The organism is Amycolatopsis sp. NBC_01307 (assembly GCF_035975215.1).
GTDB lineage: Bacteria > Actinomycetota > Actinomycetes > Mycobacteriales > Pseudonocardiaceae > Amycolatopsis.
On the sequence record NZ_CP108403.1, the window covers coordinates 10822156 to 10837045 of the forward strand.

13 protein-coding genes are annotated in these 14890 nt (G+C 71.6%); 6 read left to right on the forward strand and 7 right to left on the reverse strand.

The annotated features are described in order from the left end of the window. Positions 1-90 precede the first annotated feature (90 nt). Positions 91-351, forward strand: a complete 261-nt coding sequence (locus OG439_RS48905) for an acylphosphatase (protein WP_328646612.1) — start codon at positions 91-93, stop codon at positions 349-351. A 169-nt stretch (positions 352-520) separates the two neighbouring features. Beyond that, on the forward strand, positions 521-4123 hold the full coding sequence (smc, locus tag OG439_RS48910) for a chromosome segregation protein SMC (protein WP_326947123.1): 3603 nt from the start codon (positions 521-523) through the stop codon (positions 4121-4123). Positions 4124-4126: 3 nt separating this feature from the next. Here the strand turns inward: smc and OG439_RS48915 are convergent, their stop codons facing one another. From OG439_RS48915 to OG439_RS48930, 4 genes are all read right to left on the reverse strand, one after another. Further along, entirely contained in the window at positions 4127-4354 is a 228-nt protein-coding gene (locus OG439_RS48915) for a hypothetical protein (RefSeq protein ID WP_326947124.1), read from the reverse strand. Positions 4355-4415: 61 nt separating this feature from the next. After that, positions 4416-4916, reverse strand: coding sequence for a DUF3455 domain-containing protein (locus OG439_RS48920; RefSeq protein WP_326947125.1), 501 nt, complete (start codon positions 4914-4916; stop codon positions 4416-4418). An 84-nt stretch (positions 4917-5000) separates the two neighbouring features. Further along, positions 5001-6560, reverse strand: coding sequence for a sodium:solute symporter (locus tag OG439_RS48925; RefSeq protein ID WP_247062308.1), 1560 nt, complete (start codon positions 6558-6560; stop codon positions 5001-5003). Between the two features lie 16 nt (positions 6561-6576). After that, positions 6577-7785, reverse strand: coding sequence for an anhydro-N-acetylmuramic acid kinase (locus OG439_RS48930; RefSeq protein ID WP_326947126.1), 1209 nt, complete (start codon positions 7783-7785; stop codon positions 6577-6579). Positions 7786-7924: 139 nt separating this feature from the next. Here OG439_RS48930 and ftsY point away from each other — a divergent pair, with 139 nt between their 5' ends. Beyond that, on the forward strand, positions 7925-9235 hold the full coding sequence (ftsY, locus tag OG439_RS48935; RefSeq protein ID WP_326947127.1) for a signal recognition particle-docking protein FtsY: 1311 nt from the start codon (positions 7925-7927) through the stop codon (positions 9233-9235). On the opposite strand, the gene OG439_RS48940 is transcribed toward ftsY, so the two are convergent. Then, positions 9232-10002 carry a hypothetical protein gene (locus OG439_RS48940; protein ID WP_326947128.1) on the reverse strand — a complete coding sequence of 257 codons (771 nt, stop codon included), beginning with the start codon at positions 10000-10002 and terminating at the stop codon, positions 9232-9234. The two genes, ftsY and OG439_RS48940, sit on opposite strands and share 4 nt — an antisense overlap. A 54-nt stretch (positions 10003-10056) precedes the next feature. Continuing rightward, positions 10057-10623 (reverse strand): hypothetical protein, encoded by a 567-nt coding sequence (locus tag OG439_RS48945; RefSeq protein WP_326947129.1) that lies wholly within the window; start codon positions 10621-10623, stop codon positions 10057-10059. 82 nt (positions 10624-10705) lie between these two features. On the opposite strand from OG439_RS48945, the gene OG439_RS48950 reads away from it, so the two are divergent. Then, a complete protein-coding gene (locus tag OG439_RS48950) occupies positions 10706-11206 on the forward strand; it encodes a GNAT family N-acetyltransferase (RefSeq protein WP_326947130.1) in 501 nt (166 codons plus the stop codon). On the opposite strand, the gene OG439_RS48955 is transcribed toward OG439_RS48950, so the two are convergent. Further along, positions 11203-11979 carry an IclR family transcriptional regulator gene (locus OG439_RS48955; RefSeq protein WP_326947131.1) on the reverse strand — a complete coding sequence of 259 codons (777 nt, stop codon included), beginning with the start codon at positions 11977-11979 and terminating at the stop codon, positions 11203-11205. The genes OG439_RS48950 and OG439_RS48955 overlap by 4 nt on opposite strands. A gap of 112 nt (positions 11980-12091) precedes the next feature. Here OG439_RS48955 and aceB point away from each other — a divergent pair, with 112 nt between their 5' ends. Both aceB and OG439_RS48965 read left to right on the forward strand, forming a co-directional pair. Beyond that, on the forward strand, positions 12092-13672 hold the full coding sequence (gene aceB, locus OG439_RS48960) for a malate synthase A (protein ID WP_326947132.1): 1581 nt from the start codon (positions 12092-12094) through the stop codon (positions 13670-13672). Next, positions 13672-14859 (forward strand): DUF6986 family protein, encoded by a 1188-nt coding sequence (locus tag OG439_RS48965; protein ID WP_326947133.1) that lies wholly within the window; start codon positions 13672-13674, stop codon positions 14857-14859. Before aceB ends, OG439_RS48965 begins: the two co-directional genes overlap by 1 nt. The last annotated feature ends 31 nt before the right edge of the window (positions 14860-14890 follow it).

Sequence of the window (14890 nt, forward strand, 5' to 3'; positions counted from 1 at the left end):
CGCCCAGGTAGGGAGCCTGCGTGATCACTGAGCGCAGTCAAACTGTCCGGAAAGGATGAACGTGTGAGTGAGGGACAAACGAACACCAGGATGACGGCGTGGGTCCGCGGGCGGGTGCAGGGCGTCGGTTTCCGCTGGTGGACGCGCAGCCGGGCGCTCGAGCTCGGGCTCGTCGGCAGTGCCCGCAACATGCCCGACGGTCGTGTCGAGGTCATAGCGGAGGGTGATCGCGACCACTGTGAGCGGCTGTTGGCCGCTCTCCGTTCCGGAGAATCACCCGGAAGTGTGGAGACGGTCGTCGAGCGCTGGTCCGACCCGAAAGGGGGGCTCAGCGGCTTCGCCGAGCGGTAGCCCGGGCCTTGGTACTTCCGGGGCGGGTGTGGCGCAGGAGGTTGCCGACGCCGATCACGCTGTGCTAAGGCGCGCCGCAGAGGGGGCGCGTCCCGCGGTCCCGGGACACCCCCAGGTAGCCTGGGACGATTGAAACGCCCGAACCGGCAGCCAGAGGGGTCAGCACCCAGTGCACCTGAAAAGCCTGACGCTCAAGGGCTTCAAGTCCTTCGCCTCGGCCACCACGCTGCGCTTCGAACCGGGCATCACCTGCGTGGTCGGCCCGAACGGCTCCGGCAAGTCGAACGTGCTGGACGCCCTGCGCTGGGTCATGGGCACCCAGGGCGCCAAGGACCTGCGCGGCGGCAAGATGGAGGACGTCATCTTCGCCGGCACCGCGGGCCGCGCCCCGCTCGGCCGCGCCGAGGTCACCCTCACCATCGACAACGCCGACGGCGCGCTGCCGATCGAGTACGGCGAGGTGTCGATCACCCGCCGGATGTTCCGCGACGGCGCCAGCGAGTACGAGATCAACGGCGACCGCTGCCGCCTGATGGACGTCCAGGAGCTGCTCTCGGACTCCGGTATCGGCCGCGAGATGCACGTGATCGTCGGGCAGGGCCAGCTCTCGGCGATCCTCGAGTCCAAGCCCGAGGAGCGCCGCGCCTTCATCGAAGAGGCCGCCGGCGTCCTCAAGCACCGCAAGCGCAAGGAACAGACCCTGCGCAAGCTGGCCAACATGCAGGGCAACCTCGACCGCCTCGGCGACCTCACCACCGAGCTGCGCCGCCAGCTCAAGCCGCTGGGCAAGCAGGCCGAGATCGCCCGCAAGGCCCAGTACGTCCAGTCCGAGCTGCGCGACTCCCGGCTGCGCCTGTTCGCCGACGACCTGGTCAGCCAGCGCGGCTCGATCGCGCGGGAAGAGGCCGACGAGAAGGTCGCCCGCCAGCGCCGCGCCGAGGTCGAGCAGACCCTCGAGATCGTCTCCGCCGAGGAGACCGAGCTGGAGTCGTCGCTGGCCGAGGACGCGCCGCTGCTGCAGAGCGCCCAGGAGACCTGGTACAAGCTGTCCGCGCTGGCCGAGCGCCTGCGCGGCACCGTCCGCCTCGCCATCGAGCGGCAGCGGCACCTCTCGGCCGACGTCGCCGCGCACACCGGCGGGCGTGACCCCGAAGAGCTGCTCGAAGAAGCCGAGCGCGTCGCCGAGCAGGAGGAAGAGCTCAACGAGGCCGTCATGGAGGCCCGGGAGCTGCTGGCCCAGACCGTGCTGCGGCGCGAAGACCTCGAACAGCGCGTCCAGGCCGCCGAGCGCGCGCACTGGGCCGCCGTCCGCGCCATCGCCGACCGCCGCGAGGGCATGGCCAAGCTGACCGGTCAGGTCGAGGCCCTGCGCAGCAAGAACGGCGCCACGACCGACGAGATCGACCGGCTCAGCGTCTCCATCGAGGAGTCCGCCGAGCGCGCCGAACTCGCCAACGAAGAGCTCGAAGAGGCCAAGGCCGAGGGCGGCGTCGAGGAGTCCGACGACTCCGGCCTGATGGCCCGCCACGACCGCGCGGTCGAGGCCAACAACGCGGCCAAGGCGCGCGTCGAAGAGCTGGTCAAGGCCGAACGCACCGCCGAGCGCGAGATCGCGTCGGAGAAGGCCCGCGTCGAGGCGCTGTCCATGGGGCTCAAGCGCAAGGACGGCGCGGGCGCGCTGCTCGGCGCGTCCCACGAGCTGCCGGGCCTGCTCGGCTCGGTCGCCGCGCTGCTGACCGTCGAGCCCGGCCACGAGGTCGCACTGGCCGCGGCGCTCGGCCCGGTGGCCGACGCGGTCGCCGTCAGCGGCGGCGAAGACGCCCTGCGCGCCCTGAAGTACTTGAAGGAAACGGACTCCGGCCGCGCGGGCATCGTGCTCGGCGCGTCCGAGTCCACTGTGGACACCTACTCCTGGCCCGCGCTGCCGGAAGGCGCGCGCTGGGCCCGCGAGGTCGTCTCCGCGCCGGCCCAGCTGCGGCCCGCCGTCGAGCAGGCGCTCGACAAGCTCGCCCTGGTCCGCGACCTCGAGTCGGCCCGGCACCTGGTCGCCGCGCACCCGGACGTCCGCGCGGTCACCGCCGAGGGTGACGTCTTCGGCGCCCGCTGGGCGATCGGCGGCTCCGGCGCCCGCGAGAGCGTGATCGAGGTCCAGGCCGCCGTCGACGAGGCCGGCGTGCGGCTGCGCACGGCCGAACGCCAGGTGGAGCAGTACACGGCCGAGCTGGAAGGCGCCCGCGCCGAGCAGCAGGCCCGCCGCGAAGAGGTCTCCCAGGCCAAGGACGCCCTCGGCGACGCCAAGGTGCGCAAGGCCCGCTCGTCGGAGCGGCTCAACCGGCTGCAGCAGGCCGCCCGCTCCGCGCAGGCCGAGGTCGAACGCCTCACCGGGCAGCGCGCGAAGGTCGAGCACAGCCGCATCCAGGCGCTGGCCCAGCTCGCCGAGCTGGAGGAACGCCTCGCCGCCGTCGCCGAGCAGCCCGTCGAGGACGACCCGGACACCGCCGAGCGCGACCAGGCCGTCGAAGAGCTGGCCGTCGTCCGGCAGGAGGAGATGGAGGCGCGGCTCGCGCAGCGCACCGCCGAGGAGCGGGCGCGCAGCATCGCGGGCCGGGCCGAAGGCCTCCGCCGCGCCGCCCACGCCGAGCAGCAGGCCCGTGAACGCGCCGAGCGTGCCGCCGCGGCCCGCAAGCACGGCGCGCGGATCGCCGACGCCGTCGTCGACGGCGGTGAGATCGCGCTCGAGCGCATCGAGCGTTCGGTCCAGCGCGCGGCCACCGAACGTGACCAGGTCCAGTCCCGCCGTCAGAGCCGTGAGTCCGCGCTGACCGGCGTCCGCGCCAAGGTCCGCGAGCTGACCGGCGAGCTGGAGAAGCTGACCGACGCCGTCCACCGCGACGAGGTCCAGCGCGCCGAGCAGCGGCTGCGGCTGGAGACCCTGGAAGCCAAGATCGCCGAGGACTTCGGCATCGGCCTCGCCGACCTGGTCCAGGAGTACGGCCCGGACGTCCCGGTGCCGCCGAGCGCGGGAGAGATGGCCGAGTACGAGGCGGCCAAGGAGCGCGGCGAAGACGTCACCCCGCCGCCGCCGATGCCCTTCGACCGCGACACCCAGACCCGCCGCGCCAAGCGCGCCGAGAAGGACCTTTCCCTGCTGGGCAAGGTGAACCCGCTCGCACTGGAGGAGTTCGCGGCGCTGGAGGAGCGGTACAAGTTCCTCTCCACGCAGCTCGAGGACCTCCGGGACACCCGCAAGGACCTCGAGGCCGTGATCAAGCAGGTCGACGAGAAGATCCTCGAGGTCTTCGCCGGCGCCTACGCGGACGTGGCGCGCGAGTTCGAGACGGTGTTCAGCGTGCTCTTCCCCGGCGGCGAGGGCCGGATGGTCCTCACCCAGCCGGACGACCTGCTCGCCACCGGCGTCGACGTCGAGGCGCGCCCGCCGGGCAAGAAGGTCAAGCGGCTGTCGCTGCTGTCGGGTGGCGAGAAGTCGCTGGTCGCGGTGGGCATGCTGGTCGCGATCTTCCGCGCCCGCCCCTCACCCTTCTACGTGATGGACGAGGTCGAGGCGGCGCTGGACGACACCAACATGCGCCGGCTGATCGGCCTGCTGGAGCAGCTGCGCGACTCGTCCCAGCTGATCATCATCACCCACCAGAAGCCGACGATGGAGATCGCCGACGCGCTCTACGGCGTGAGCATGCAGGGCGACGGCATCACGAAGGTGATCTCGCAGCGCCTGCGCACCGCCGACGACGAACCGGTCGCGGTCGGCTAGCGCTCAGCGCGTGTCGTCTTCGCGCGGCGCGCGTCGGTCTTCGCCGCTGATGCGCGGCTCGTAGGTGCTCAGGTCGTTGCCGACGTAGCTGCCGTCGCCCAGCTGCGGCCGGCGGCCGCTGGGCCGGAGCATGCCGTGTTTGACTCCGCGCTTGCGGTCGAGCCGGTCCACGACCAGGCCGATGACGAGCAGCACCGCGATGACCACGCCGAGGCCGATGAAAATGCCCATGCGAAACCCCCTGTCCCCGCACCGAGTTTACGGTGGAGCGGGAACAGGGGGCCGCGTTGTCTTACTGGGCCACCCAGAAGGCGTAGTCGGCCGTGTAGTGGACCGCGGTCTGCGCGCCTTCCGCGCACGCCCCGGCCGGTGCGACGCCGCCGCGGGTGTTCAGGCGCTGGACGTAGGTGACCTTGCCGAACACCCCGGTGCCGCTGTTGAGGTTCGCCTTGAGGAGCAGTTCCGGGATCGCGCCGTCACGCGGCGAGGTCGCCGCCGCGGCCGCGCCGACCGTGCTTCCGTCCACAGTGGACGTCCACACTGGACCCTTGCTGTGGATCGCCACCGGCTGACCGTGTTTCGACAGCACGGCCGCGGGCTGGATCAGCGCCCAGGCGCCGTTCGTGCAGCCGTAGATCTGGACGCCGTCACCGGAGTACGTGGCGAGGGGCCGGTTGCCGTCCGGGACCTGGATCGCCACCGGGACCTTCGGGGTCGCCGTGGCGGCCGAAGCCGTCGCCGCGCCGCCGAGGGCCAGCGAGCCGACCGCGAGCGCAACCAAAATCCGTTTCATGTTCCCACCTTCGTATCCTCCCGCCGCTTCCCGGCGGGCTCCCGTTGACCAACACGGGCGCCCGCCGGAACCGGTTCAGAAGAATCAGGCGGAAGTGACTTCTTCGCCCACGGCGTTCGCTTCGGCCGCCTTCGGGTCGGGCGTGCGGTGACGCAGCGAGAGCAACCCGCCGACGACCAGCGTGATCACCACGCCCAGCAGCGTGTACCAGGGGTAGGCGAGCGCGACGCGGTCGCCGGCCGCCTTGCTGAAGTCGACGCCGATCAGCGAACCGCTCTTCGCGCTGAACTTCAGGCCGAGGATCACGAACGCCATCACCACGACCGTCGCGACGAACGCGACGATCGCGTCCACCTGCCGCGCCTTCTTGATCAGCAGGCCGAGCAGGAACGCCCCGAGCAGCGCGCCGTAGGTGTAGCCGGTGATCGCCAGGCCGAGCTCGATCACCGAGTTCTTCGTGGTGGAGAACAGCGACGCGAACACCGCGAACACCACGGCCCAGATCAGCGTCCACATGCGACCGTGCTTGAGCAGCTTCGAGTCCTCGGGCGCCTTCTTGGTGAAGCGCTGGTAGAGGTCGGCCACCGTCGACGTCGAGAGCGCGTTGAGCGCCGACGCGAGCGCGCCCATGGTCGAGGCGAGCACACCGGCGATGAGCAGGCCCGACACCCCGACCGGCAGGTCGTCGATGATGAACTTCGAGAACACGTCGTCCGGGCTCTGCAGGCCGAGCTCCGCCACGGACTTCCGGCCGTTGAACACCCACAGCATCGCCCCGACCAGCAGGAACAGCGCGAACTGCACGGTGACGATGAGCCCGCTGCCGATGAGCGCCTTCTGGCCGTCGCGCAGGCTGCGCGTGGCCATCAGCCGCTGCGCGATCAGCTGGTCGGCGCCGTGCGAGGCCATCGACAGCGCCGCGCCGCCGAGCACCGCCGTCACGAAGGCGTACGGGCTGGTCAGCAGGTTCTTCGTGAAGTCGACGAGCGCGAACTTCCCGTCCGCGGACGCTTGGCTCACCCAGTCGCCCGGCAGCTTGTTCAGCAGCACGATCGCCGCCACCGCGGCGCCGCCGAGGTACAGCGTCAGCTGGATGACGTCGACCCAGACGACCGCCTTGATCCCGCCGATGTAGGCGTAGATCAGCGTGAGCGCGGTCAGGATCACCACGATCACCCAGTAGTCGAGGTGGATGTTGTAGTGCCCCAGGATCACCTTGATCGGGATCGCGCCGGCGAACAGCCGGACGCCCTCGGCGAGCAGCCGCGTCACCACGAACGTCACCGACGCGGTGCCCTGCAGCCCCGAGCCGAACCGCTTGCCCAGGAAGGCGTACGCGCTCACGAGGTTGCCGCGGAAGTACCGCGGCAGCAGCACGAACGCGGCGATGACCCGGCCGATGATGTAGCCGAAGGCCAGCTGCAGGAACAGGAACGCGTTGCCGAACACCAGGCCCGGCGTGCTGATCACGGTCAGCGTCGACGTCTCGGTGGCCACCACGGACAGCATCACCGCACCCCACGGCAGGCTGCGCTCCCCGACGAAGTAGTCGGCGGCCGACCGTTGTTTCCGCCCGACCAGCACGCCTATCAGCGGCATCGCCGCCAGATAGACCACGATGATGGCCAGATCAACACCCCGCATGGACTTCTCCTACTCCTCATCCGGCCTTCTCCGCGACGCGCAACCGCGTCACGGCGCCCCCCAGCGGGGCAGGAAGGGTCAAGGGCCCGGCACCCGGGACGAGGGCGCCGAGCAGGCGCGGTCCCCGCGCACCGGTCGCCGACGGCACCGTACCGGGCACGCCGCACCAGGTGAGCCAGCCCAGCAGCGCCGTCAGGTACGCCTCTTTGCCGGCGCCGGGCAGGCCGAGGTCGTCGCTGGTCTTGAGCACCGCCGAGGGCAGGTTCCGCGCGAGCGCCGTCATCAGCGCCGGGTTGGCGACGCCACCGCCGGACGCGATCACCGTCGTCACGCCGTGGTGGTGGCACTGCTCGGCGACCGTGACGGCGGTGAGCTCGGTCAGCGTCGCGAGCAGATCGGCCGCGGTGACCGGCGGCAGGCCGGCCAGGGCGGCGTCGAGGTAGGCCGCGTTGAAGTACTCCTTGCCGGTGGACTTCGGCGCCGGGGCGGCGAAGTACGGGTCGGCGAGCAGCGCCACCAGCAGGTCGGCGCGCACCGAACCGCTCAGCGCGAGCCGCCCGTCGAGGTCGCTGCGGTGCCCGGTGACGCGGTGGGCGGCGAGGTCGAGCAGCGCGTTGGCGGGCCCGGTGTCGTAGGCGATCGCGGGCGCGTCCGCGGCGACGACGGTGATGTTCGCGATCCCGCCGAGGTTGAGCGCGGCGACCGGACGGCCGCTGTCCTCGGCCAGGCCGCGCAGCCAGAGCTGGTCGAAGGTGCTGGCCAGCGGCGCGCCGTGGCCGCCCGCGGCGACGTCTCGGGCGCGCAGGTCGGCGAGCACCGGCAGCCCGGTGCGTTCGGCGATCCACGCGGGCTGGCCGAGCTGCAGGGTGCCGCGGACGCTGCCGTCCTCGACCCAGTGGAACACCGTCTGGCCCAGCGAGGCGACGAGGTCCGCGGTGCCGCCCGCCAGTTCGACGGCCCCGCGCAGGGCGGCGTCGGCGAACGCCTGGCCGACGCCGGTGTCGAGCCGCGTCAGCTCCCCGGCGGTGCACGGGTTCGGCGGCAGCGCGGCGAGCAGGCCTTCGCGCAGCGGTTCGGGGTAGGGGACGTCGAGCTCGCCGAGCGGCGTCAGCACCACGGTGCCGTCTTCGGCGAGCAGGTCGGCCGCGGCGACGTCGATGCCGTCGACCGACGTGCCCGAAATCAACCCGATCACCCGGAAGCCGTGGCTGGCGCGTTTCCCCATCCGGAGGGGTTTAGTGCAGCGTTGCCTGTGACGCAACCCACGCCGTGAAGTCTTGGCCCAATCGGGATGTACGTCGTTATGAATTGCCTGCGTGGACGGCGGGTCCGCGGTGGCGGCGGGCCAATGAAAGGATGGTGCGGTGTCGAGCTCCTGGTTCATCTTCGTAGTCATCGCGGTCGTCGTGCTGGTCGCCCTACTGGTGACCGGCCTGCTGATCGCGCGCAAGCGCCGCATCAGCCTGGACGCCCAGCGCGAGGTCGAAGCGAAACCGAAGGGCGGCAGCTACGCGGCCAGCGGGGGCATCGCGCTCGCGCCCGGCGGCGCGGCGCCCGAGGTCGAAGAGCCGGCCGAGCACCCGGTCGACGACCGCCCGGAGACCGACGGCCAGCCCGCCGTCGGCGACGACGCCGCGGTCCCGCGCGACTCGGCCCAGCGCACGGTCCGGGACGTCAAGCTGCCCGACGCCACATCGCCGGACACCGAGGTCGTCGAGCCGGCGCCCGTCGCCGAGGAGATCGACCCCGCGGCCGGCCGGCTGGAGCGGCTGCGCGGGCGGCTGACGAAGTCCCGCTCGATGTTCGGCCAGAGCCTGCTGGGCCTGCTCGGCGCCGGCGACCTCGACGAGGACTCCTGGCAGGACGTCGAAGACACGCTGCTGATGGCCGACCTCGGCGCGGCGACCACGAACCACATCGTCGAGCGGCTGCGCGACGAGCTGTCCCGCCGCGCGGTGCGGAACTCGGCCGAGGCCCGGGAGGTGCTGCACGAGGTGCTGACGGCCGAGCTGTCCACCGACGGCCACCGCGCGGTACGCGCGCTGCCGCACACCGTCGACGGGCAGAAGCAGCCCGCGGTGGTGCTGGTCGCGGGCGTCAACGGCACGGGCAAGACGACGACCACGGGCAAGCTGGCGCGGGTGCTGGTCGCCCAGGGCGCCACGGTGGTCCTGGGCGCGGCGGACACGTTCCGCGCGGCGGCGGCCGACCAGCTGCAGACGTGGGCCGAGCGCGTCGGCGCGGAGGTCGTGCGCGGCAAGGAAGGCGCGGACCCGGCGGCGGTCGCGTTCGACGCGGTCAAGCGCGGCGTGGACACGGGCGTCGACGCGGTCCTGATCGACACGGCGGGCCGCCTCCACACGAAGACGGGCCTGATGGACGAGCTGGGCAAGGTCAAGCGAGTCGTCGAGAAGCAGGCGAAGGTCGACGAGGTCCTGCTGGTCCTGGACGCGACCACGGGCCAGAACGGCCTGATGCAGGCCCGGGTGTTCGCCGAGGTCATCGACGTCACGGGCATCGTGCTGACCAAGCTGGACGGCACCGCCAAGGGCGGCATCGTGTTCCAGGTCCAGCGCGAGCTGGGCGTGCCGGTGAAGCTCGTCGGCCTCGGCGAGGGGCCGGACGACCTGGCGCCGTTCGAGCCGGGTGCGTTCGTGGACGCGTTGCTGGGCTAGCGGATCCGTTTCCGGGTGGCCCAGTCGTGGACGGTGCCACCCGCCTTGACGTGGCTGTCGTGGTGCATGCACAGTCCGTTCGCGCTGAAGGTGGAAACCGCCATGGTGCAGCGCGAGCCGCGGTGCACCACGCTCGCGCGGCATCGCGCGTTCGCCGTGGCGGTGAAGGCAGCCGGCTGCTGCGCGAGCAGCGCGGCTTGGCGCGCGCGAACCCCTGAGGCCGGCAGCTGCGGCCGGTCGGGGCGCGGCGGCAGCTCGAACGGGCTTGTCCCGTCCGGCTTGCGCAGGCCGAGCTGTTCGAGCAGCTCCTTGGTCGGCGCCTCGGTGGTGATGCTGAGCTGATCGGTCCGGTTGCTGGCCACCCAGTGGCGGACCCAGCCGACGCCGTGCAGCACCGGGTTGCCGCCGAGCTGCGCGGGCGCGTCGAGGACCAGCGCGCTGATCAGGTAGTCGTCGCGTGCCAGGGTCAGGTGCGCGGTCTCGCCGAGCAGCATCGGCACCGTCACCCCGTGCGGTTCCCCGGCGGTCCCGGCCGGGGCCGTCTGGAAGGCCAGCAGCACGGGACGCCGTCCGGCGGGCACGTGCCGCACGACGATGTCGACGTCGCTGGTCACGTCGCCGATCCGGTGGCGCCGGGGATCCGGCAGCGTGACAGCCCGCCGTGAACCGTCGAAGGCCCGGTCCACGGCCCGTTCGGCGAGCCTGCCGACGACCGCCGCAGCCGCGGCCTGACCCAGCCAGACGAGTGATCCGGTGAACGGTTCCAAGTCGAGCCCCCTCTCGCTCTCCTTCAGAGTCGCGAGACGGCGGCCGGATACCGGCTAGAGCCGGGAAGGCGGTAAACGGAACAACGGCGTGCCGTCCGCCTTCCGCAACCCCAGCTGCAGCAGCACCGGCGCCGACGGGTGGTGGGCCGGGATGATCAGCGGTGACGTCCGGCGGGCGGTGACCGTCAGCCGGGACCAGCCGATGCCCTGCAGCGTCTGGCCGGAGCGCTTGCGCGCCAACGGGTCGACGATCATCGCGGCGCCGAAGTAGTCGCCGCCCGGCAGGTTCACGCGGGTCGTGTGGCCGAGGACGATCGAGAAGACCGTGCCCGTGCGGCTGCCGTCTTCCTGCAGCGTGAGGATCACCGGCGTCCGGGTCCGGATCGTCAGCTGGTGCCGCACGGAGATCTCGACCGTCCCCGGCACCGACCCACCCGGGCGCGGCGGCCAGGAGGGCGGTAGCGGCGGCCCGTCGAGCGCGCGGTCGACGAGCCGGTCGAGCAGGTTCGAGGCGGCGCCCTGAGCGAGCCAGGCGAGCGCGCCGCCGGTATGGGAGTCCATGCCGTCCTTCCGCGAAATTCGGATGACGGGCGGGTGCGCGTCGAAGGAGAATCCGGGCATGCCCGGTTGACGCAGGTCCGCTCGTGCCCCTCCTCGCCCCAGACGTCCCAAAGCCGTCATTCGCCGCGAGAGAGGACCAATCATGCCCATCATCCACGGTGCGCGGGTACTTTTGCGTACCATTTCGGCAAAAGATCGCGCCCGCGTCCGCGAAATCCTCGCCACCCCGGAGGTCGCCCGCTGGTGGGGCGACGCGGCCCACGAGGTCGACGGCCTGTACGAGGTCGAGGCCGGCTACACCAGCTACGTGATCGAACTCGACGGCCTGGTCGTCGGGATCATCCAGAGCTGCGAGGAGCTGGAGCCGCAGTACCACCACGCGGGCATCGACATCTCGCTGCATCCGGACTTCCACGGCCGCGGCCTCGGCACGGACGCCCTCCGCACGCTGGCCCGCCACCTGCTGGACAACGGCCACCACCGCCTGACGATCGACCCGGCGGCGTCCAACGAGACGGCGATCCGGGTCTACGCGAAGCTGGGCTTCCGCCCGGTCGGCGTACTGCGCCGCTACGAGCGCGCCCCGGACGGCACCTGGCGCGACGGCCTGCTCATGGACATGCTGGCCGGTGAGCTGACCTAGACCGTGACCGTGGCCTGGGAGAGGCTCGCGCCCAGAGCGTCCGCCACCCGCTGCACCGCCGGGGCGATGTGCGCCACCGCCTCGGCGGTCAGCCGGCCCGACGGCCCGGACACCGACACCGCGGCCGGCACCGGCGCGCCCGGCACGGCCACCGCGACACACCGGACGCCCAGCTCCTGCTCCGCCTCGTCCAGCGCGTACCCCTGCGAGGCGATCCGGGCCAGCTCCACGGCCAGCGCGTCCGCGTCGGTGAACGTGTGCTCGGTGTACGCCGGCATGCCGGTCCGCGAGAGCAGCGACCGCACGTCGTCCGCGGGCAGGTGCGCCAGCATCGCCTTGCCGACGCCGGTGCCGTGCGGCAGCAGCCGCCGGCCGACCTCGGTGAACATGCGCATCGAGTGCTTCGAGGGCACCTGGGCCACGTAGACGACCTCGTCGCGCTCCAGGACCGCCAGGTTCGCCGTCTCGCCGACCTCCTCGACCAGCTCCGCCAGCAGCGGCCGCGCCCAGGCGCCGAACTGCATGCTCGCGTTCTCGCCGAGCCGGATCAGCCGCGCGCCCAGCGCGTACCGGCGGTTGGTGTTCTGCCGGACGTACCCCAGGTCGACCAGGGTGCGGATGAGCCGGTGGATCGTCGGCATCGGCAGCCCGGACAGCGTCGCGAGCTCGGACAAGCTGGCTTCACCGCCGGTGTCCGCGAGGTGTTCCAGCAGCTCGAAGGCACGCTGCAGGGACTGGACGCCGCCATCGCGCCCGTTCTTCTCCGCTGCCACCGGTGGTCCTCCTTACGTCTGCGTTGAGCTTCCGCTATGCAGAAACTATAGTCCGGCTGGTAGAAAACCGTAGGGCCGTTATCCAAAGATCCGAACCCTCGAGGTGTTCCACATGTCTTCTGAAGTCCAGGTGCTGGGCGACCCGGTCGAGCGCGGCGACGAGATCCTGACGCCGGAGGCGCTCGCCTTCCTCGCCGGCCTGCACGACGCCTTCGCCGGCCGCCGCGACGAGCTGCTGCAGGCGCGCGGCAAGCGCCGCGAGGAGGCCCGCACCACCGGCAAGCTGGATTTCCTGCTGGAGACGAAGGAGATCCGCGAGGGCGACTGGCAGGTCGCCGAGGCGCCGGCCGCGCTGCGCGACCGCCGCGTCGAGATCACCGGGCCGACCGACCGCAAGATGACCATCAACGCGCTCAACTCCGGCGCGAAGGTCTGGCTCGCCGACCTCGAAGACGCCAACACCCCGCACTGGGCCAACGTGGTGTCCGGGCAGGTCAACCTGTACGACGCCGTCCGCGAGGACATCACGCTGGAGAGCGGCGGCAAGAGCTACGCGCTGAAGGACGACGTCGAGCACGCCACCATCGTGGTCCGCCCGCGCGGCTGGCACCTCGACGAGCGCGGCCTGTCCTTCGGCGGGCGCCAGGCCGTCGGCGCGCTGATCGACTTCGGCCTGCACTTCTTCCACAACGCGAAGGAGTCGCTCAGCCGCGGCAAGGGCCCGTACTACTACCTCCCGAAGATGGAGAGCCACCTCGAAGCGCGGCTCTGGAACGACGTCTTCACCCACGCCGAGAAGACGCTCGGCATCGAGCACGGCACCGTCCGCGCGACCGTGCTGATCGAGACCATCCCGGCCGCGTTCGAGATGGAGGAGATCCTCTACGAGCTGCGCGAGCACGCCTCGGGCCTCAACGCGGGCCGCTGGGACTACCTGTTCAGCATGATCAAGTACTTCCGCGACGCCGGCGAGAAGTTCGTGCTGCCGGACCGCAACTCCGTCACCATGACCGCGCCGTTCATGCGTGCCTACACCGAGCTGCTCGTGCGCACCTGCCACAAGCGCGGCGCGTTCGCGATCGGCGGCATGGCCGCGTTCATCCCGAACCGCAACGATCCCGACGTCACCAAGGCCGCGCTCGACAAGGTCCGCGCCGACAAGAGCCGCGAGGCCGGCGACGGCTTCGACGGCTCCTGGGTCGCGCACCCGGGCATGGTCGACATCTGCCGCGAGGAGTTCGACAAGGTCCTCGGCGACCAGCCGAACCAGCTCGACCGCACCCGCGACGAGGTGAGCGTCACCGCCGACCAGCTGCTCGACGTCGCCTCGACACCGGGTGGCGCGACGGCGGCCGGCCTGCGCGCGGCGGTGGACGTCGGCATCCGCTACATCGCGTCCTGGCTGTCCGGCAACGGCGCGGCGGCGATCCACAACCTGATGGAAGACGCGGCGACGGCGGAGATCTCGCGTTCGCAGGTCTGGCAGTGGGTCAAGAACGGGACCACTTTGGACACCGGCGACGTCGTGACGTCCGAGCTGGTGCGCGGCGTGCTGGCCGAGGTCCGCGGCGAGCTGGCCGCGGAGATCAAGCCGGAGCAGCTGGAGCCGGCCGTCGAGCTGTTCGAGCAGGTCGCGCTGGCCGACGGCTTCCCGGACTTCCTGACGCTGCCCGCGTACGAGCGGATCAAGTAGTGCGGCTGTCCCAGGACGTCTACCACGCCGCCGACGCGCGCCTGGCCGAGGCCGACGCGCGCGTCGCGGCGTTGTACCCGGGGGAGCGGCCGGGGCGGCAGCCGGTGCACACGGTGTACGTCCCGGCGTCGCAGTACCGGACGCGGCTGGTCGCGGACTGGGGCAAACAGGCCATGCGGGTCTTCGTCGAGCACGAGGACCTGCTGGGCCTGGACGCCGACGTCTACGAGCGCGTCCGCGCCAAGCTGCTCACCGAGCCGATCGAGGACCTGCGGATCGACTTCGAGGACGGCTTCGGCCGCGTCCCGGACGACGTCGAGGACGCGGCGGCGCGCGCGGCCGGGCAGACCCTCGCGACCACGGGCGGCACGCCGTTCGTCGGCATCCGCTTCAAAAGCTTCGAAGCTTTGACGCGCCACCGTGGGATCCGCACCCTGGACCTGTTCCTGGGCAGCCTGCTGGAGCACGGGCCGCTGCCGTCCGGGTTCGTCGTCACGCTGCCGAAGGTGACGGCGGTCGACCAGGTCTCGGTGGCCGCGGAAGTGCTGGCCCGCCTGGAATCCGCGTACGACCTGCCCGAGCGGACGTTGCGCTTCGAGGTCCAGATCGAGACGACGCAGTCCATTGTGGACGCCGACGGCACGCTGGCGGTGGCCCGCATCGTGCACGCCGCGGACGGCCGCTGTTCGGGCCTGCACTACGGCACGTACGACTACAGCGCCGGCCTCGGCATCGCGGCGGCGTACCAGAGCATGGAGCACCCGGCGGCCGACCTGGCCAAGCAGCTGATGCAGGTCTCGGCGGCGGGCACGGGCGTCCGCCTCTCGGACGGCTCGACCAACCGCCTCCCCCTCGGCGACGCTCTCCCGTCGGCGTGGGCCGAGCACCTGCGCCTGGTCCGCCGGTCCCTGGAACGCGGCTTCTACCAGGGCTGGGACCTGCACGCCCACCAGCTGCCGACCCGCTTCGCCGCGACGTACACGTTCTACCGCGAGAACTTCCCGTCGGCGGTGGACCGGTTGCGCGCGTACGCGGACAAGACGTCCGGGGGAGTGCTGGACGAACCCGCGACGGCGCAGGCCTTGGCGGTGTACCTGTTGCGCGGCCTGGACTGCGGGGCGCTCGACGAAGGTGAGCTGCCGTTCGGACGGCCGGTGCTGGAGAAGTACGCGCGTCGCGAAGTGTGAGGGTCGTGAGTGGTAATGAGGGTTCTAACCC

Bases quoted from the DNA above. Each gene is read 5' to 3' on its own strand.
- OG439_RS48950 (WP_326947130.1), top strand. From the start codon at position 10,706: ATGCCCATCATCCACGGTGCGCGGGTACTTTTGCGTACCATTTCGGCA.
- aceB (WP_326947132.1), top strand. From the start codon at position 12,092: ATGTCTTCTGAAGTCCAGGTGCTGGGCGACCCGGTCGAGCGCGGCGAC.
- OG439_RS48905 (WP_328646612.1), top strand. From the start codon at position 91: ATGACGGCGTGGGTCCGCGGGCGGGTGCAGGGCGTCGGTTTCCGCTGG.
- OG439_RS48930 (WP_326947126.1), bottom strand. From the start codon at position 7,785: ATGGGGAAACGCGCCAGCCACGGCTTCCGGGTGATCGGGTTGATTTCG.
- OG439_RS48920 (WP_326947125.1), bottom strand. From the start codon at position 4,916: ATGAAACGGATTTTGGTTGCGCTCGCGGTCGGCTCGCTGGCCCTCGGC.
- OG439_RS48945 (WP_326947129.1), bottom strand. From the start codon at position 10,623: ATGCCCGGATTCTCCTTCGACGCGCACCCGCCCGTCATCCGAATTTCG.
- OG439_RS48915 (WP_326947124.1), bottom strand. From the start codon at position 4,354: ATGGGCATTTTCATCGGCCTCGGCGTGGTCATCGCGGTGCTGCTCGTC.
- OG439_RS48925 (WP_247062308.1), bottom strand. From the start codon at position 6,560: ATGCGGGGTGTTGATCTGGCCATCATCGTGGTCTATCTGGCGGCGATG.